Origin of the sequence: Paenibacillus sp. NPDC058174, from assembly GCF_042883865.1 — a bacterium.
Lineage (GTDB): Bacteria > Bacillota > Bacilli > Paenibacillales > Paenibacillaceae > Pristimantibacillus.
This window is the reverse complement of sequence record NZ_JBHVUY010000001.1, coordinates 1,028,259-1,046,932: the sequence shown is the minus strand read 5'-3', so window position 1 is coordinate 1,046,932 and position 18,674 is coordinate 1,028,259. Positions and strand designations below refer to the sequence as shown.

Annotated in this window: 15 protein-coding genes; 11 read left to right on the top strand and 4 right to left on the bottom strand. The window is 44.6% G+C overall.

Annotation, left to right across the window (positions count from 1 at the left end; translation table 11 throughout):
* Positions 1-21: 21 nt before the first annotated feature.
* The 3 genes from ACFVVF_RS04685 to ACFVVF_RS04675 are packed head-to-tail and all read right to left on the bottom strand — an operon-like array spanning position 22 to position 2,981.
* Positions 22-264, bottom strand: a complete 243-nt coding sequence (locus ACFVVF_RS04685) for a hypothetical protein (RefSeq protein ID WP_387805840.1) — start codon at positions 262-264, stop codon at positions 22-24.
* A 3-nt stretch (positions 265-267) separates the two neighbouring features.
* Complete coding sequence (locus ACFVVF_RS04680; protein ID WP_387805838.1) at positions 268-1,437, bottom strand: Ger(x)C family spore germination protein; 1,170 nt, start codon at positions 1,435-1,437, stop codon at positions 268-270.
* Positions 1,434-2,981 (bottom strand): spore germination protein, encoded by a 1,548-nt coding sequence (locus ACFVVF_RS04675; protein ID WP_387805836.1) that lies wholly within the window; start codon positions 2,979-2,981, stop codon positions 1,434-1,436. Before ACFVVF_RS04675 ends, ACFVVF_RS04680 begins: the two co-directional genes overlap by 4 nt.
* Before the next feature lie 240 nt (positions 2,982-3,221).
* On the opposite strand from ACFVVF_RS04675, the gene ACFVVF_RS04670 reads away from it, so the two are divergent.
* From ACFVVF_RS04670 to ACFVVF_RS04620, 11 genes are all read left to right on the top strand, one after another.
* A complete protein-coding gene (locus ACFVVF_RS04670; protein ID WP_387805834.1) occupies positions 3,222-3,911 on the top strand; it encodes a response regulator transcription factor in 690 nt (229 codons plus the stop codon).
* A 3-nt stretch (positions 3,912-3,914) separates the two neighbouring features.
* On the top strand, positions 3,915-5,324 hold the full coding sequence (locus tag ACFVVF_RS04665; RefSeq protein WP_387805832.1) for a sensor histidine kinase: 1,410 nt from the start codon (positions 3,915-3,917) through the stop codon (positions 5,322-5,324).
* Between the two features lie 63 nt (positions 5,325-5,387).
* A complete protein-coding gene (locus ACFVVF_RS04660) occupies positions 5,388-5,921 on the top strand; it encodes a hypothetical protein (RefSeq protein WP_387805830.1) in 534 nt (177 codons plus the stop codon).
* Positions 5,922-6,081: 160 nt separating this feature from the next.
* Positions 6,082-7,200 carry an FtsW/RodA/SpoVE family cell cycle protein gene (locus ACFVVF_RS04655; RefSeq protein ID WP_387805828.1) on the top strand — a complete coding sequence of 373 codons (1,119 nt, stop codon included), beginning with the start codon at positions 6,082-6,084 and terminating at the stop codon, positions 7,198-7,200.
* A gap of 36 nt (positions 7,201-7,236) precedes the next feature.
* Positions 7,237-8,259 (top strand): LCP family protein, encoded by a 1,023-nt coding sequence (locus ACFVVF_RS04650; RefSeq protein WP_387805826.1) that lies wholly within the window; start codon positions 7,237-7,239, stop codon positions 8,257-8,259.
* A gap of 148 nt (positions 8,260-8,407) precedes the next feature.
* The gene (locus ACFVVF_RS04645) at positions 8,408-8,929 is read left to right on the top strand and encodes a hypothetical protein (protein ID WP_387805824.1); all 522 of its coding nucleotides are present in this window, start codon (positions 8,408-8,410) and stop codon (positions 8,927-8,929) included.
* A 22-nt stretch (positions 8,930-8,951) separates the two neighbouring features.
* Positions 8,952-12,107 carry a GNAT family N-acetyltransferase gene (locus ACFVVF_RS04640; protein ID WP_387805822.1) on the top strand — a complete coding sequence of 1,052 codons (3,156 nt, stop codon included), beginning with the start codon at positions 8,952-8,954 and terminating at the stop codon, positions 12,105-12,107.
* A gap of 1 nt (position 12,108) precedes the next feature.
* Entirely contained in the window at positions 12,109-12,987 is an 879-nt protein-coding gene (locus ACFVVF_RS04635; protein ID WP_387805820.1) for an amidohydrolase family protein, read from the top strand.
* A gap of 519 nt (positions 12,988-13,506) precedes the next feature.
* A complete protein-coding gene (locus ACFVVF_RS04630; RefSeq protein ID WP_387805818.1) occupies positions 13,507-15,879 on the top strand; it encodes an SEC-C metal-binding domain-containing protein in 2,373 nt (790 codons plus the stop codon).
* Between the two features lie 179 nt (positions 15,880-16,058).
* The gene (locus tag ACFVVF_RS04625) at positions 16,059-16,928 is read left to right on the top strand and encodes a hypothetical protein (RefSeq protein ID WP_387805816.1); all 870 of its coding nucleotides are present in this window, start codon (positions 16,059-16,061) and stop codon (positions 16,926-16,928) included.
* Positions 16,929-17,118: 190 nt separating this feature from the next.
* Positions 17,119-17,793 carry an MFS transporter gene (locus tag ACFVVF_RS04620; protein WP_387805814.1) on the top strand — a complete coding sequence of 225 codons (675 nt, stop codon included), beginning with the start codon at positions 17,119-17,121 and terminating at the stop codon, positions 17,791-17,793.
* A gap of 57 nt (positions 17,794-17,850) precedes the next feature.
* On the opposite strand, the gene ACFVVF_RS04615 is transcribed toward ACFVVF_RS04620, so the two are convergent.
* Positions 17,851-18,657, bottom strand: a complete 807-nt coding sequence (locus ACFVVF_RS04615) for a lipase family protein (protein ID WP_387805812.1) — start codon at positions 18,655-18,657, stop codon at positions 17,851-17,853.
* Positions 18,658-18,674: the final 17 nt, after the last annotated feature.

Genomic DNA, 18,674 nt, shown 5'->3' with positions numbered 1-18,674 from the left:
TCTCCTCCGGAATTAATGAGCTTACGTATGTACAGGGTTGAGCCAACGAATGAATAGTTTCGCCGGCCCGGTAAACAAATTGAAGATCATATCCAGGTTAGGCCATGGCTGGGCTGTCAAGAAGAGAACAGCAAGATAGAGAAGCGGCGCCAACATGGCGATGTATACAAGCCGGTCCCGGTTGCTTGCCTTCTTCACTTTCGGGATATCATGGATCAGCATCGCGGAGGCGAGCAGCAAGACGCAGATGAATTTTCCCAACATCCTCTAATGCTCCTTTTTCCCAAATATCGTGCCAGCGTTCATGCCTGTACTTAACACATGAACTTGAACATGGGTCTGGAATTGCATTTGGGTAAGCTTATCCGTCCAATCGGGCTCCAGCTGCTTCCAAAGCTTCGGATTTTTTCGGTAAATTTGATTGCCAATTCCGAGCACGTCCACTTTTTTTGCTTTAATGGTCCGAATTGTATGCTGGATCTGATGTTCTACTTGCTCTTTAATCATCTGTTCGAAGCGCTCCATATCCTGCTTGGTCTTCAGGTCGGAGCAGCGCAGCTCTCCGGTCGTGCCTTCAATCGACATATGGACATCGACGGTTACTTTATCATTTTTCACATTGGCGACTAAGTGGCTGTTGAAATTGACGATTTCCAGCGATTCCTTGTTATAGATCTGCTTTTTCTCATTATTCATGCAAGGGAACTCAAATACGCCGTACTTATAACGGTCGGTCAGCATCATCAGCGTTTCGGTATCCTTCTCCTTGAGAAGTCCTACCATTTTCCCGTCTTGAATTAATGCGACACCGGATATTGCGGCCTTTTTATCCAATTTGTTTTTATGAAGGTAGGGCATGGCAGAAGTTTTGGACGGGCTGCTTAATTGTATCGCGAGATCATATAGCGGAAGGTTGGACGTTTTTGCCGAATAGAGAGAGCCGGTCGTTTCCATCTTTCTATACTGTTGACCAATGGTCTGTTCAATAAACGGTTTAATATCCAAAAAATCTGCGGCCGATTTCTCAGCAATGATAGGAAGGATCGTGCCCCGCGGTTCATGATCTCTTGAGAAAAAATCAAGCACTTCCCGGATATTCAGCGTTCTGGCTAATTTCTCCCCGATAATAATGACACGCATATGATCCCATTTGGCTTTTCGTCCAAATTTCGTAGGGATTTCCCGCATCGCTTCAAAGAAGGTTTCGCCTGTCGTGCGAATATTAATCCCTCGAGCTGCCGCACTCGTCGTAACATCGGTTTGCATTTTGCTGGATGGATTATAGAAGTGAGTCGTAATATCGATGAAGTCTCCTTCGCCTTGATCAATCGATATCGCCTGCACATAGCCATACTCGTCCAGTTCATTATTATCCCAGCATCCGCTCAACAAGCATAGAATAAGAAAGGAGGCGAGAAAGGAGCAGAGTGGCTTCACTGTGATCTCTTCCTTCCTGCAGATTTTTTATTCAGCTGCCGGCTTCGGGGGGAATGGACGAGCACCTTTCTTGGCAGGACGAGAATCATCTCTCTCAGCTTTTTTACATGCAACGGAGCCAATGAATCCATATAAGGCTCTCCGAGGGACCGGAGAGTCGCTAAGTGAAGATAGATGAGAATAAAGCCGACCATGATGCCCAGCCCTCCAAACGTTGCGGCCAGAAACATTAACGGAAAGCGCAAAATTCGCAAAGCGATGGCCAAATTGTATTGAGGCAGCGCGAAGGAGGCAATGCCCGTCAAGGCAACGACGATGACCATAACCGGTGAGGCAATCTGTGATTGAATGGCTGCTTGGCCAATTACGAGCGCCCCAACGATGCTGACGGCGGAGCCAATCGGCCGGGGCAGACGAATGCCCGCCTCGCGCAGCAGTTCAAAGAAAAACTCCATAATCAACGCTTCAATCATAGCCGGGAAAGGGATGCCTTCCCTTGTATCTAAGATGGCTAGCAGAAGAACCGTTGGGATGAGTTCAGAATGGAACGTAGACAACGCGATATAGGTGCTGGGCAGCATAAGCGCCATAAGAAACGCAGCAAGCCGGATCAGACGAATTAATGAAGAGAAAATCGTCCGGTAGTAATAATCTTCGCTGTTCGTAAAGAACTCGACGAATTTCCCTGGACAGATAAGCACCGCAGGGCTGCCATCCACTAACGCAATGATTTTGCCATCCAGCAGCGAGGTAACTGCCGTATCCGGACGTTCCGTATAGCGGACTTGCGGAAAGGGCGAGTAGTTGGAATCATTCACCCACTCTTCCAGATAGGACACTTCAATAATTTCTTCTTGTTCAATACCTTCAATCTTTTGTTTGAACGCTTCTAGCGTTTCCGGCTTAACGGCACCGTCCAAATAACCGTAAGATACGGTTCTGTGCGCTTTCTCCCCGGTAATCATATACTCGAATTTGAGCTCAGGCGATTTCAGCAAGCTTCGAATCACCCCAATATTGCGGTCCAAGCTTTCAATAAAGCTGACATGCGGCCCTTGAACCGTAGGCTCTGTAATGGGCTCGGATGTTTGACGCTGCTCGACATCAAGGGCGAAATAGGCGATAGCTTTAGGCCATCCGTTGAAAAAAATGACGACTTTGCCATCCAGTATGCCCCGGACAGCTTCCTGCATATTGCTCATAAGCTCCACGTTAGGGGAGGCTATGCCATGGTTCTCAAAGTAATGGATAACATCATGAATCGTAACGGTCTCAGCAGGGCCAAGCTCATGTGGCACCAGATTTTGCAGCGTATCCTTGGCAAAATTCGTGACGGTTGTTTTGGTCAGCGTATCGAAATAGACCGTAAAGGCCGAATGCTCCAATTGCTGTCCGTAATTCCAAGAGTGAATTGTCAAATCTCTGCAGTTGACAAAAAAGCCTTCGATCAACATCAAGTTTTCTTCCAGACGAGCCGAAATGTCCGGGTAGGAAGGCTTGGCGGATGAAGTAGAGGCAGATGATGGTGTAGTCATTTTCCGCATGCGAGTCTCCTGTCTGAAGGGGATGTCGGATCATTTACATCTTTTCCCTGAGGAGGGAAAGATATTCGGAAGCTTATTGGTGCGGGGGAATCGGGGAAGCGGGCGTTTTGACAACTCCGTTGTTTTAGAGTAATATCCACATGTAATAATTTCGTAAGCTATCGAATGTGAAGCTCTCTTTAGCAGGAGAGCTTTTTTTCATTTTGCTTGATAGATGGGAGGGTGACAATCATACAGAACGTGAGTCGTAATCAGGTGCTTATTGTTGAAGACGATGCGAATATTAGACGCTTTATTTCAATTAATCTAATAAACAACGGGTTTGTAGTGAGCGAGGCTGCATGCGGAGAAGAGGCGCTTCAGCGCTTCATGGAGCACCGGCCCGATGTTGTCGTTCTGGATATTATGCTGCCGGATGCGGACGGGTTTGAGATTTGCCGGCAGTTAAGAGAACGGGAACCCGCTGTCATCATCGTCTTCTTAACGGCGAGAGGGCAAGATCTGGATAAAATCAAAGGACTGGAAATCGGTGCGGATGATTATATCGTCAAGCCATTCAACCCGCTGGAGCTTGTAGCCCGGATAAAAGCGATTTTGCGCCGGACAGAGACGGCTCTTAAGCCTGTGAGCTCCGTCATTGAATCCGGTTCGATCCGAATGGATCTGAATGCGAATAAAGTGTTTAAGCATGACAGTATCATTGAATTAACACCGAAGGAATTTCAGCTGGTCCGCACCTTCTTAGAACGCCCGGATACTGCACTGTCCCGTAACGAGCTGCTTAATCTCGTATGGGGAGAGGATTATGTCGGAGACCCCAAGACAGTGGATGTCCATGTGCGGAAGCTAAGAGAGAAGCTTGAAGAGGACAGCTCAAAACCCGAGCGGATTGAGACGGTATGGGGACTAGGATACCGGTGGAGGAATTAAACAGTGAGTATTCAGAAGCGATTAGTCGGCAGTTATGTGGCGGTTATCTGTGTTACGGTTCTCATTCTTGAAATTTTTCTCATCGTGTACGTCCGGTATTACTATCTACATAATGTAGAGCGGAGCCTGATGAATCAAGCGGAGCTGTCCGCTTCCTTCTATGAGCAATACTTTGCAGAAGCGGATCTGGAGGAGCAATCGGAGCGATTGTTAAAAGGATTTGCCCATAATTCAGATGCGCAAGTTCAGATTATAAGCAGTTCGGGCAGGCTCCTGCAGGATTCCATAGGTATTCATCAAGGTGATCCCAGCATGACGAAATATGTGGATGTAAGAGCGGCTCTTCAAGGACATGCCGGCACTTGGAGAGGGAAGGACCCGGCGACACAGGAGCCGATACTAGCGGTATCTTTTCCGCTGCGGTCGCATGACGTCATCGTGGGAGAAGTCCGGTTCGTTACTTCCCTGACGGATACAATTAACACGGTTAAACATATTGCCGTTGTATTAATTAGTGTCGGGCTGCTCGTTATCGCTATCGTTACCGTTCTTGGCCTGCTGCTGTCCTGGACGATTACGAGGTCGATTAAGGATCTTAAGCTGGCCGCAGACCGGATGACCGAAGGAGACTTTAGCACAAGGGTGCACAAACGCTATGAGGATGAGCTTGGTTCCTTAGCAGATACTTTAAATATGATGGCGAGCCGTATTACGAAAAGCGAACAGTTGAAAAATGATTTTATTTCCTCGGTTTCCCATGAGCTGCGTACGCCACTCACTTCAATTAAAGGCTGGATTATTACGCTCAAGACAAGCGGGCATGACAATAAGGCGCTCCTTCACGAAGGACTTGATATTATGGAGTCGGAAGGCGACCGGTTGAATCATATGCTGGAAGAGCTGCTGGACTTCTCTAAGCTGGATAATGGACGAATTGTCATCCATCCGGCCCCCGTCCAGGTGGTACAATTGCTGCATCATATCGGCAAACAGCTTGCTCCAAGAGCTGCCCGTCAAGGCATCGCCTTGGAAATTCAGGCTGCGGATAATCTGCCGGTTCTTCAGGCAGACGAGAATCGCTTGAAGCAGGTGTTCATTAATTTAATTGATAATTCACTCAAGTTTTCAGAGTCTTCGGGTCGGATTCTTGTTCAAGCAAGTACAGCCCCGGATCAGCAACATATCATCATTACCGTCGAAGATACAGGAATTGGCATTGCGGAAGAGGATCTTCAGTACGTGCTGCAAAAGTTTTATAAGGCCGATCAGCATGCCACAGGCAGCGGCTTGGGCTTGTCTATTGCGAATCAGATCATTGGACTGCATCAAGGAGAATTGCGGATTACGAGTGAGGCAGGCAAAGGAACGACCGTCCACATTCATTTACCGGTAAAAAATTTAACTATTTCATAACCACTTCGTTCTCATTCGAAGCTATTATAGTAAATAATGTTGTCAGGAGAGTAGGGAGTCAGGATGCTCAATAAACACATTACAAGCGGTATGCTGCTGGTTGCGTTATTGCTGCTAGGAGGCTGCGGAATTCCGACTACTCCTGCAGATACGATCAAGCCTCCCGTGTCAGAAGCGAGTATACAGCGCGAGCAAATGAACCGTGAGTTTATGAAGCTGCTGCCCAATAAGGCTCAGTTAGTGGTTCCGCTGCAAGGAGAAGAAGGCAGTGATATTACGTTCGGAGACATGGATGGGGACGGAATCAATGAAGCCGTTGTCGTATATGAAGAGAAGAAAGGGACAGGCAGAACGCTGAAAGCGGCACTATTCAAGCAAAGCAACACACAGTGGAAAAAGATTTTCGAGGTGAAAGGCTTTGGTTATGGTCTGGATTTTGTCGGATTTCCCGATCTCAATCATGACGGTTCATCTGAGCTTGCGCTTGGCTGGTCATTAGGCGCCGCAGGTAATGGCCTTGATATCTATGAACTGAGCAAAGACAAACTCGAATTACTATCCAAGAAAGAGTATCAAGACAATCTGCAGCTGGAGTAAGGCTGTTCAGCGCAGGCAGTCACAAGTAACAGCTGTCACAGTCACAAAAGGAAAAATATCCTATAGTCCGTAGCACTGCGTCCTCTCATGACGTATTTGCGCTCATCGGATTATTTGTGATGCCCATTTTATACCATTCAATAGATATAAGAGGTCGTTTATGATGTTCACCCGCTTTGCTGCAAAACTCGATAAGTTTACACTTTTCATCATGGTGTGCCTTGTTGCAATTGGTACTATTGCTATCTATGGAGCTACATCGGATACGAAATTAGATGGCTTACATATTAGTTATTTATATTTATTCGGCGCATTTTGCATTCCGCTTCTGCTGCTTGCCTGGTTTGACTACCGTATTCTGTTAGGGAAACTGAGCTATGTTTTCTATACATTCGGCATTGGAATGCTTATTCTCATTAAGTTTACCGGAGAGAATATTAACGGTGCAGTACGGTGGCTCAGCATTGGCAGCTTTCAGCTTCAGCCTTCGGAATTAGTCAAAATCTTTACGGTAATGCTGATCGCTCATGTACTTGGGAAGCGGGAGGGACAAAGGCTCCGTCTAATTCAGGATATTGTTCCGGTGAGCGTGATCTTTATGATACCGATTCTATTAATTATGCAGCAGCCTGACCTCGGCACCGCTCTTGTTTTTATAGGCGCACTGGTTAGTCTGCTATGGATGGGCAACATTCGCGCCGTCTATCTGCTTTCATTGCTTGGGGTTATTGCCGTCATTATTGGCTCTATATTGTGGCTCTACACGGCCAACTTCGAGCTGCTGTCCCAGATTGTAAAACCCCATCAAATGTCGAGAATACAAGCTTTTCTTGACCCGGCCAGCGATCCGGATAAGTCATGGCATGTGAAGAACGCGATGTATGCGATCGGCTCGGGAGGCATGATGGGCAGCGAAGCGCATTTTGTCCGTAAGGGGTTCATTCCCTACGCCTATTCTGATTCGATCTATGTTGTGATCGGCGAGCAATTCGGCTTCATTGGCTCCGCTGTGCTTATGCTGCTCTACTTCCTGCTCATATACCGGATGATCCATATTGCCAAATCGAGCCGAGACCGTGAAGGCGCATATCTCGTAATCGGACTGATGGGCATGCTCGTTTTTCAAATATTCGTGAACATTGGCATGCATGTCGGACTGGTTCCTTTGACTGGAATATCCTTGCCGTTCATCAGTTACGGGGGAAGCTCACTGCTCAGCAATATGATTGCGATTGGCCTTGTATTAAGTGTAAACGCTCATAAGAATGATTTGTACTGACGAATAGAAGACGAAACGAGTGGAGTGAAGGAAATCATGTCTACCGAACCAAAAAGAAAGAGAAAGAAAAAAACCAGCAGCAAGCCTATTATAATCATTGGGCTGACGCTTGCAGCTCTGCTGCTTGGAGTTGGAGGATATGCAGGTTATCTGTATTTGAAAGCGAATGAGGCGATTCAAAGCATTGCTGCGCCTAAGCCTGTTGATGCCCCGGACAATTATGTGAAGAAGGATTCCTTCGAGCCGGTCACATTCCTTCTTGCAGGCGTAGACAGCCGCGACGGGGGCGATGGCATGATGAATGCAGATGTGCTGATGCTCGTCAGTATGAATCCGCAAACCCATTCTGCCAGCATGCTGTCGCTGCCGCGTGATTTGCTGCTCAAGCCGTCGGGCTTGCCCTCCCGTAAAGCCAATTACTATTACGCGCATTTTTACTTAAAGGACAAGGAACAGGTCATTCCGAATACGAAGCAATTTTTCTCCGATTTGACCGGTTTTCCGCTGGACTATATGGTCGTCGTCAACTTTGACGCGCTGCGGCAGACCGTTGATGCGCTCGGCGGACTTCAGATTGATGTCGATATGGATATGAAATACCGGGATACCGTAGACGGTACGAATATCGATCTTAAAAAAGGTCTGCAGACACTTAATGGGCAACAAGTGCTCGACTTTGTCAGATATCGCAAATCTAATCGGGGCACACAAGAGTCTTCTGATTTCGCGCGCAATGAAAGGCAGCAGCAAGTCATTAAGCAGATCATTGAGAAGCTCGGCAACTTTCAAGGCATTTCCCAATGGGGAAAAGTGCTGGAAATTATCGGCGACAATGTGAAGTCCGATATTCCTGAGCCTGAGCTTCAACAGTGGATTTATAGCTTCAATAAAATCAAGCCGAATCAGATTCATACGCTGCAAATGGATTCCGTCTGGAGAAGTCCTTTTGTCTATGTGAAGAAAGAAGATTTGCAGCAAGCGCTGCTGGATTTGGGTAAGGAAGCGGAGATTCAATCGGAAATTTCGTTCAAAGAAAATAATTTCGGTCTAATGAATTGACGGGAAGAGAGCAGGCTGGAGCGACAATGGAATTTCGCTCTGGTTTGCTTTTTGTTTTTTTCATGGAAGGATAGGAAAGACCGTTATTTATTATATTCCATTATATGGTATGATAGATTTGTCTCTATTTTTATGGAGGAGGTGAAGCATGAAATATTGTCTGGATCGTGGCGACACGAATTTTATTGCTTTAGTCAATGCAGACCGATATGATTCATTCGTAGATGAAGATTGGCAATTTGAAGAGCTTTTGCAGCATTTCTCAGACGAGATGCAAGCTGGCCGCATACTGGTCTTTCAAATGACCGAAGAAGGAATTGAACATTCCTGGAAGATAGAAGTTAAGCTTGGAGCCAGCTTAGACGATATTGCGTGCTTCAGGAAAGCGGAAGGATATATCGAGGTCACGGCTAATAAATTGTATATTGCCGATTACGACTGCCTGACGATGGCCGCACAATTTAGAGATGAGACGATTCCTAATTCGAATAGCGCGAATCGCGTCATTGAATTGAGCAACGGCTTTTATCATGCAGAGGTTGTGCAATTCTATAATGCCGATCAGAATGCGTATACAGGTGAAAGTGAAGTCGATATCGTCATAAATTTCAAGGAAGTACATGAGCTTGGAGCGAATGGCGATCAAGTGGTCTGGTGCAGTTATAGGTAAAAAGAGATAAGGGGATGAGAGCATGACGACGAATACCGCTGCGGAGCAAATCCGCATTGTTGAATACGATCCTTCCTATGCGGGAGCGCTCGCGGATATGTGGAATTTGAGCAAGGAAAGCTGGGGAGGCGGCAATGATCAGAGAACGGAGGACACGGTGCGCCGGGAGATGGAGACATCGTCGAATCTTCATGTGTTTCTCGCTGTCGATGGCAAGGAGGTTGTCGGCTTCTGCAGCTTCGCCCACTATCGTCAGGACGAAGGGGCGCTCTATGTGCCTCTGTTGAATGTAAGGCCCGATTATCACGGTCATAAGATTGGCCGCAACCTGATTCTGAACGCCGTTCGCAAAACAGTGGAAGCGGGCTGGCCGCGCCTCGATTTGTTTACTTGGGCTGGCAATACGAAAGCTGTGCCTATGTATAAGAAATGCGGCTTCTTCTGGGAGAAAAATGAAGATTACGTTCATCTGATGAACTTCATTCCGACCGTCCTGCAGACCGAAGCGCTCGCTCCTTATTTCGAAGAGCTGGACTGGTACGCAGACAGCACCCGTGAGCTCGTGATCGAGCCCGACGGCCGCCGCGAACGCGGCTTCGATTTCATGGAATATACGTGGAGCAAGGGAGATGTCTCTGTACGGGCAGAGTTTGAAAAGTCCGGCCGCGGATTGACTGCGCTCGATACGCCTGATTATACGATCTCTACTGAAATAGATAATCACGGGCTCGTATTTGGCTCTGCCTACCCGGTACGCTATCGGATTACGAATAAGAAGGACGCCGAGCTTGCCGTTACGATTAAAGGCGAGAACGATAAAAATATCCGTTTTGCTCTCGATGCTGCAAGAACGCTCGCACCTGGCGAAACCGCCATCATAGAGGGAGAATTCGCCCTTGATCCGATTCACGAAGAGCAGAATGATAAGAAGACCCATCCTGTCGTCAGAAGCCATTGGATTATTGACGGCAAAGGGGCTGAATTCCGTATCGGCATCGCCCCGAAATTTCCGGCCAAAATAAGAGTGGAGCTGCCCGGTCAAGCGCTTCATCCGGGTATTCCTGCAGAGCTGTATTTGAATGTGGAGAACAACTTTGCTGTGGAAGCGGAGTTCGCTTTTGAGCTGCCGGAAGCGGAATGTGTGGAATGGACCAATCGGAGCATACGCTTCACTGTTCCAGCGAAGGGCAAGACTACGATTACGGCGGCCTTTATTTTACGATCCTATGGGCTATACTCAGAAGAGCTTGAGGTGTCAGCCATTCCGGCAAACGGGCAAACCGTTACCTATACAAGCAAACAGGGTGTCATGTTAAAGGGAACGCATGGGCGCTTTGGAGGGGAAAACGGAGGCCAATGGGTTGCTGTGAACGGTGCAATGTCCGTCCATCTCAGCAAGAACGATAACATCATGTGGATCGAATACCCAGGCTCGCAGCATAGCTTCTGGTACACTTATCCGAAGCTGGGCAAGCCATTCGCCGAAGAATTTTCCAAGAAGCAAGCGAAAGAAGTGAAGGTCTACTCTGAAGGGGATAGTCAGATTCTTGAAGCGCTCTACGAATCGGAAGATTTCCCCGGACTCGAGATCAAATCGTTCGTCAAGCTGTTTGCAAGCGGCGTTGCCGAGTTTTATCATGAAATCAGCAACACGATGGGAGAGGCGCTTCAGGAGAAGGCGTATCTGCTGACGAGCTTCGGATTTTTCGGCAATCGGCTTATTCTTCCGTATCAGGGTCATTATGTAGATATGGGCAGCTCTTACACCAGTGATCCGAGTCTATGGGACAGCGCTCAAATTACGGAGAACTGGCTATTCAACAAGGATGCTAACGGCGCTTGCGGCATCTGCTGGGATCCATCCTTGAAGCTGCTCCGGCCGGAATATACACTAGGACTGGAGCACGAGCTTGGCACTCTGTCTGACGGAAACGTCGTGCGGACGAAACCGATTGTTTTCGCACTGAATACATTCGCTAAGTGGTGGGATTTCCGTTCCTTCGCTCAGAAGCGCTATGACCGGATCGTACCCGTGCTGGACGACCATCTTGGATTTAAGCTAGGCGGCGGCAATCCGTTCGAGGCAGGCACGCTGCAAGCAGAATTAACCGAAAGAAAGATGATTCCGCTCGCCGGCAGCTTGGAGCTGTATGTTCAGAACGGTGAGGAAGCTGAGCTGAAGGCTGCGGATATGGAAATCAAGCGGGAGCAGGATCTGCGGTCAGCAGGCTTTGAATTCGATCCGCAGGAAAGCTCTGCTTCTGTGGATGATCCATCCGGCTGGAAGGTTCGGGCTGTCTATCGCGGCGAGGATTGGGTTCAGGAACGGTCGGCGTTATGGTTCCCGCAAACGGAAGGCAATGTTGTTCGTGAGATAGAAGAAGGTGCTGCTGGACCTGTCTATACGGTGAACAATGGGGTGCTCTCTTTAGCGGCTGCCCCCGGATTCGACAGCGTTGTGCACTCCTTGAAGTATCAAGGTGAAGAATGGCTGGACAGCTCGTATCCGGAAGCGGCTCCCAATTCATGGTGGAATCCATGGTACGGCGGACTTGGTGTCAACATTTCGGGCTTGAACGGCTTCAGCCGTCAGCAGGAGCCGAGAAGTGCGGCATGGACGGAGCGTACCGATGCGTTCGGAAATGTCTGGAAGGGCATCCGATTGACGACCGCCATCGAAAAGCAGGAAGCAAACCGGGGAATTAAGATCCATCAGCATTATCTCATGCTGCCTGGCGTACCTGTTCTGTGCATCCTGCATGCGGTAACCAACGACAGCGGCCTCACTTTGCCTCATTATTGGCTCTCTGACCAGCATTTCCTCAAGCCTTCACCTGAGTTCTCGGAAGGATGGCTGGAATTGCCGGGAGAAGAAAGATACTTTGTCGGGAAGCTGTCGGCACATCTTACTACGAAGGGAATACTGCGGCTTGGCGGAGCCTCGCGCCAGAATAAGCTGCATGCCGTAAGCAGCACATATAATCATAGACAATCCGCGTATGCGAACAATAAAGTGTGCAGCCATGAAGTGAATCATCATGTTACACTTCAGAACGGGGAAACTGCCTGGACGCAGCCGACATTTCTCATCTTAGGCCGTATAGATGTCACGGCAGAGGAGGTTCGGGACTTGCTGAAGCTGACCTTCCCAAGCACAGCTGACATAAAGGAGACTTAATATGCCTATCATCGACGTTCATATCCATTTGTCGGATATCGACAAGTTTCATTACACCGCGAAAGAATTAGCTAAAGTCGATTACAGCGCCGCCGGACTTAAGGCGGAGTTCGACAAGAACGACGTTATCCTGGGTATCGGGATGGGCGTGACGGAGCAGACGAAGGGAGCATTTCCCGATGCCAGTTCGCCCAATCCGATGAGGCTTGATCTAGAGGAGAGCGTTCCGTCGTTTCTAATGGAGTGTGTCGGCATCAATCCGAATAGGCTCACCGGAGCAAATGCGCAAGAGGAGCTGGACCGTATCGAAGCTCGGCTGAGAGCGCCAGAGGTAGCCGGAATTAAAATTTATGCAGGCTATTACCACGTTTACGTCTACGACAAAGTGTATACACCGGTCTATGAGCTAGCTGCCAAGTACAATCTGCCTGTGGTCATTCATACCGGCGATACTTACTCCATGAACGGCTTGCTGAAATACTCGCATCCGCTCACTGTTGATGAACTAGCTTACCAGCAGCGTGGTGTTAACTTCATGATCTGCCATCTGGGCGATCCTTGGGTGATGGATGCGGCCGAAGTCGTGGCTAAGAACCCGAACGTCTATGCCGATTTATCCGGCCTGGTCGTTGGCGACCGGCCTCATTTCGAACGGTTCATGAACGAGCAGCTCTACATGGATCACTTCCGCCGGGCGCTGATCTATTCGGATCACTACGAGAAAATGCTGTTCGGCACCGACTGGCCGCTCGCCCCGATCGGCCTGTATGCGGAGTTCATCCGCCGGCTCGTGCCGGAGCAGCATCACGAGAAAGTGTTTTATGAGAATGCGTTTGGCGTGTTTCCTAAGATTAAGGAGCGAATCGCTCAGTTGAAGTAGACATTGAAAGAGGAGAGCCATCCCTTGGTGAGTTGGGGGATGGCTTTTTGTGTGCAGATGAGTCGAGTTATGGATTGTGTATGGACGGGGTAGCCTTCTTTACCAGCTTGCCGCCATTATACTAGCGTCCATGCTTTTTTACATAGGAAGTGATTTTTTCCGGGGAGGATATGGAATCGGTATATTCCCAGGTCAAAAAGTAAGACTGTACAGAGTCGCTATAGAATACCCAACTGAAAAATTTTCGCGCGAAGTTGTGCCAGCAGTTCGTTCGAAAACGATTCATTCCTTGCCGTGCCTCCAAATCTTCATCGTTTACCCGATAGCTCCTTGTAATTGACCCGACAACTCCGCAAATAACAGATCATCATTTTTGATCATAGCTTTCATGATAAATTGATTGATGGCGCCATTAATTGTTCAGAGTATGGAATTAGTAATCGTCATAATCTTCCATTTTATAGTATAATGGAACTACAGTTCACAGGTAGATTGTCAGTCTTTTAAGAGGTGATAGTTGTGGTAAATATAGAATTAGACTATTTTGCTATAGAATGTGCTAATGGACACCTAAATGAATGTATTAATGATGTATGCAAGGAATGCGGTATTTCGCTTGAGGATCAACAACAATTTATTGACCCTTATGTAGAATCTCGTAAATTGTTATTGGAGAATGTATTATCAAGCATTGAAAATAGAGAATCAGAATATAAAAAGTTAAAAAAAGAAATAAAAAAAAGTGTTATATCTAAGGATTTTTATGAAAATGAAATGGAAAAAATTTCGGAGTATATAAATATACTAAGTGATGAATTAAGCTTTGATATTTTCTACTCAATTAATATGACACAAGAGGGGATCAAGTTAGTTGAAACTGTTGAAATTATTAATCAAATAAACACATTCATCATTAAATTGTATGATCTATTACGTGGAATTACTTTATTTGAGCCTACCAAAGTATTTAGAAATATTCACAAAAGGCTTCTACTTACGGTAATTGCTTACAAGGAGTCTGTTGTTGAACTAATCATGGCAACTATTGCTTTGAACATTGAAGACGCTATGAAATTGAAAGATACTTCTCAAGTTAAGTTGGATAATTCTACACAAGAAATAAGAATATTTGGAAGTATATTTGGTGCTCATAATATTGGGAATTCAACTGATTTGTTTCAGAATGGTGAACTGAACTACTCAGCAATATTAGGAATGGTGTGGCAAACATCCAATGAAGGAACGATTGAAGATAGAGTTAGTGATGTGTGCGAGCAAACAAGTTACTATTTTCGATCAATTTTATCTAGAGATAAAGAGCACTATTCAAATGATGATCTATTAAAACTGTCTATCTACAAATATGTTGGTACTATAGCGTTTGATGATGAAAGTTTCTTTAGAAAGGTAAATGTTGCATACAAAACTTATGAGAAAGCTTTTGAAAAGAATAATATCTTAGTTTGTGAGTTTCTTAGCAGATATACTGAGAAATACAAGTATATGTCCAAAAAGTTAAGTGACCTTTCGATAGCAATTGGATTTGTTTTTGGTAATAATCCTTCTGATTATGTTCTTATGACAAACGGACTGAAATGGTACAAAGATCTATGTGAGGGAATATATCGTGACTCTATGATTTTTCTATTACTGGCGAGTTACATAGATAGAGACAAGAGTTTTGATATCGATGAATTAATTGAATGGACTGGATTTGGTGATATTTGTGGTCAGTTTGCGTCGCTAACAAAGCTCAAACTTAATTACTTTGTTGAAGGTGTGGATAGTACCATACGTCACTCCGAAGCGCATGTAGATTATGATATAGATATCGACAATCAAAGGGTAGTACTAAGGAATAGACAAAAGAAAACTAAAATTATCTCCACAAAAGAATATAGCTTTGATGATTTCTTCGAACAAATGAAACTACTATCAGAGACAGTATATTCATCGATTGCAGCGTTTACTGTATTTCTAATTAACAACAAGTTTCAAATTGATAATGTAGATTCTTATTTTAAAGAAGATGAAGTGACAAACAAATCACTTGAATTATATGCGGTCTTGAGTTTATATGGTATTTTAATAAATCAAGAGAATGAGAATGACAGTTCAATGGAGTTATCTGGGGTTTACATTGGAGAAGTTGAACAGTTCTCGTTTGAGTCGATTCGTGCGGTTTTTGCACCATTAGCTCAGGCAAAACCTCATTTAACCGATGCTAAACTTGAATTGAGTGATCATAAAGGGGAAAAGTTTGGGCAAATTAAAGTTAGAACGGACTATATTATAAACTCAATCAATGAAACCGGAATTAAAAAAGATTGTTGGGTTTTAATGTATATGCTCACTACTAAAATTGAAAGCATATATGAGTTTGAAGAAATAGAGAATAAAAAAGATGATAGATTCATGTCAGTTATTTTTCAGTTCATACTTCCTATTTTAAAAGAAATTGATAATGAGAAGAAAAGAATTATTCGAACTGGAAAAGTGTCCTCTATTGGTTTCAGGTCGATAATTGATCTTACAAAATATGTTGAAATGATTGCAGGAGAATACTTAGAGCATTCAATTGAGCCGCGTTTAATCCGACATTTTATTCAAATATTCAAAAATATTAATGCCGCAATAAATGTTATTATGCAGTACAATTCTAACCCCAGTATTAACTTAGATCTAGAATTTAAGAAAATATCAAAAGAAATGTTGAATGTAGTACATTGCTCTAAATACTTATCAGGAGAAATTAGTGAAATGGAACTTTTCATTAATTATTCAGAAGAAGGTAAGAAATTGTACAAGAATGTTACGGTTAATTCACCTTGCCCTTGTGGTAGCGGGAAAAAATACAAGAAGTGTTGTAAGAAGTATATACTAACGAACTAGAATATCATATAACACGACAGTTTACTACATTCCTTCCGAAGAAACAATCCTTGCGAAGTAAAGACGTGTGGCACTTTTTCCAACGCGTATGAGAGTATTGTAAAAGAGAATTTACAGCTCTTAAAGTTCAGATTTGTAGAACTTATAATTATTCATTGTGAGGTGTCAGGAAGACAATTATGAAGATTATTAAATTAAAACCAGAGGATAATGAACATTTTAAATTGAATGTAGCTCAGTTTGAAAATAGGACACATAAAGCTCACCCTTACTTTCAACAGCATGGAAAAGAAATCAAACAATACGCAATATGTCCTGCTTGTAATAATCCTGTAATAATAATTAACCTATATGTTGATAAAAAGCTTGATGAGAATGCTAATAAAATGCCGTTGCATGCTAGGCATACTCGAGGTGATGTTGATGGGATAGCTCAGTATAATCAAGAAAATTATGATGAGTGTCCTTTCAAGAATCCTATTTCTTTTAGTAGTTTAGAAAAGAAAGAAAATAAAGATAAAAAAAATGAATTACTATCAATTATCAAAGAATTTCCAGAAGTATTACTAAAAAGTATTCGTGACTTTACTAAGATTAACTTGTCTGAAGAAAAATTTGCCGAAATGCTTTCTAATTTTATGAGCATGGAAGGTTACTACTACAGATATCTAAATAAGTTTAATCTACCCTATTCTTTTTTTTACATGCAAAAAAGCATTCAGATTTCGTATCAAAAAATAGTTCAATATCAAAGTGAATCGTTAAAAAATGCTATAAAAAGTAAATCTGAATTGTTTACGATAAACTTTGATCGTATTGTGAAAAAAGAAGGAATTAGCGGATATGTAACTATGAATGCTTACTTTGCAAATCATCGATTTGCTCAGGAAACTGAGTTTATAGATTACATTATTACTGAGAAGCATGGAAATGAAACAGAGGTCATTATCCTACGGGAAGTGTTGGAAATTGACTATGAAAAATTCTTAAATTCAATAAACAAAATTAAAAGATTAAAGAATATTGTAAATAAGTATATTTCATATTGATATCTGACTCATGTAACCTATCTTCCCGAAATTCTTAACGAGGGCGGATTAAACCTACTGGGAAGCTTGATCCTATTTGTTTTTCTCATACAATTAGTTTGAAAATCATAGAGTGTATAATTTATTGATTTTTCTGGGTTTGTATTGAATCCTAGTTATGTTATACCGCGGAATTCCAGATGTAGCTCCAATGTACGTGGCAGCTATCTTGCTTTTCCTATTGGCGATTATCTTTCTAATCTATATTCCGCAAGAGCGGAACAGGGATATCAACCGGCAATCGATTGCAATGTCACCTAATGATTCTCGTATCCGCCACTACTTATGGATTGGACTGGTGCTTTCTTTCGCGTTGAATATCGTGCAGGTTACGATCGGATTTTTCGTACAGGACCACTTAGGTTATGATGCAAGGCAAGCGACCCAGTTGATTGGGATTGGGCTGGCAATTTCAGGTGTGATGGTTGCTTTGTCCCAAGTGGTCATTAGCAAATATCTGAAATGGCATCCTAAGCAGGTGCTGTGCGTCGGATTATTGTTTGTCACTTTAGGGTTGCTTGGATTATTACTATTCATCCGCTTTGCGTACGTCGATTTTGCGATCCTGGGTATCGGCATCGGCTTTACGCTGCTTGGTTATAGTGCAGGGGCATCTATAGCCGTTCAAGATCATGAGCAAAGAAGCGTGGCTTCCTTTATTGCCGCTTTGCAAGGCTGCGGATCGTTCTTGGGACCAGTTGCCGGTACAGCCTTATATACCGCTAATACGGCGTTTCCCTATTCATTCTGCGTACTGTTGATCTGTGTCTCAAGCATCATTGTTGTGAAGAAAAGGTCAGCTGCTGCTGTAAATCTAACTCGTTGAGAAAATGGGAGGAAGAAAAAACAATTCATTCCCGCTTTTTTATCAGCTTAAAGTCAGTTATTTATCGGGAATGACCTCAACGTTCGGGCAGAAGCCGGGCGTCGCCATACACATCTCAGCGGAAAAGATCGGCTGGAGCTTGGAGAGTTCGGCGAAATAGCTGCCGAGCATATGATTAGCCTTTATCGATCCATTCTGGATGGACAGCGATACTAAGGTCGGCACATGATTGTAATCGTATTTTTTCTCCTGCAGGGGCAGCTTGTAGACGGCAGGAGGGGCATAAGTAACGATATCGAAAAGATTGGCGATGCGGAGGCTGCTTGGAACATACGCTGTAAAAACCTTTACAAATTCAGGATTGCCTGCCCTGGGAGAGCCATATGTAAACAGATTAGGGGCAGTGTGATTGGTGTTGGCAGCAGCATCGACAGCGCACAAGGTTGCGAGCGCGCCGCCTAGACTATGGCCGGTAATATATAAGGTCTTGTCTGGGGACAGCTCTCCCAGGCAAGCTATAATCTGCTCACGTGCCGAAGAGTAAATTTCAGTAAAACCATAGTGAGTAAGACAATCTTCTTCAGCAAGATAAGGAAACTGTATTTGCGAGGCAAGAACATCAGAGATCCAATCGTTTGTTGAGCTGGTGCCTCGAAAAGCAATAATGATGTCTTGCTCGGATTCAAGAATAAACCCGAAGCGTTCCCAGACATGGCTGACGGATTGCGCATGAATGGTATCGACGAGTATATAGTTGGAAGGAACGACGAAGAAGCCGTCACTATTGGTATATTGGGCATAAGTCTGCTCACAGATTGCAGCCAGGAAAATTGCCCATTGCTCTTGAATTACATTGTTGGTCATAGGTGTCCCGCCTTTCT

What these genes read in the sequence shown, in the direction of transcription:
- ACFVVF_RS04635 (WP_387805820.1), top strand. Translation starts at nt 12,109, where the DNA reads ATGCCTATCATCGACGTTCATATCCATTTGTCGGATATCGACAAGTTT.
- ACFVVF_RS04650 (WP_387805826.1), top strand. Translation starts at nt 7,237, where the DNA reads ATGTCTACCGAACCAAAAAGAAAGAGAAAGAAAAAAACCAGCAGCAAG.
- ACFVVF_RS04685 (WP_387805840.1), bottom strand. Translation starts at nt 264, where the DNA reads ATGTTGGGAAAATTCATCTGCGTCTTGCTGCTCGCCTCCGCGATGCTG.
- ACFVVF_RS04655 (WP_387805828.1), top strand. Translation starts at nt 6,082, where the DNA reads ATGATGTTCACCCGCTTTGCTGCAAAACTCGATAAGTTTACACTTTTC.
- ACFVVF_RS04625 (WP_387805816.1), top strand. Translation starts at nt 16,059, where the DNA reads ATGAAGATTATTAAATTAAAACCAGAGGATAATGAACATTTTAAATTG.
- ACFVVF_RS04645 (WP_387805824.1), top strand. Translation starts at nt 8,408, where the DNA reads ATGAAATATTGTCTGGATCGTGGCGACACGAATTTTATTGCTTTAGTC.
- ACFVVF_RS04675 (WP_387805836.1), bottom strand. Translation starts at nt 2,981, where the DNA reads ATGCGGAAAATGACTACACCATCATCTGCCTCTACTTCATCCGCCAAG.
- ACFVVF_RS04640 (WP_387805822.1), top strand. Translation starts at nt 8,952, where the DNA reads ATGACGACGAATACCGCTGCGGAGCAAATCCGCATTGTTGAATACGAT.
- ACFVVF_RS04615 (WP_387805812.1), bottom strand. Translation starts at nt 18,657, where the DNA reads ATGACCAACAATGTAATTCAAGAGCAATGGGCAATTTTCCTGGCTGCA.
- ACFVVF_RS04660 (WP_387805830.1), top strand. Translation starts at nt 5,388, where the DNA reads ATGCTCAATAAACACATTACAAGCGGTATGCTGCTGGTTGCGTTATTG.
- ACFVVF_RS04620 (WP_387805814.1), top strand. Translation starts at nt 17,119, where the DNA reads ATGTACGTGGCAGCTATCTTGCTTTTCCTATTGGCGATTATCTTTCTA.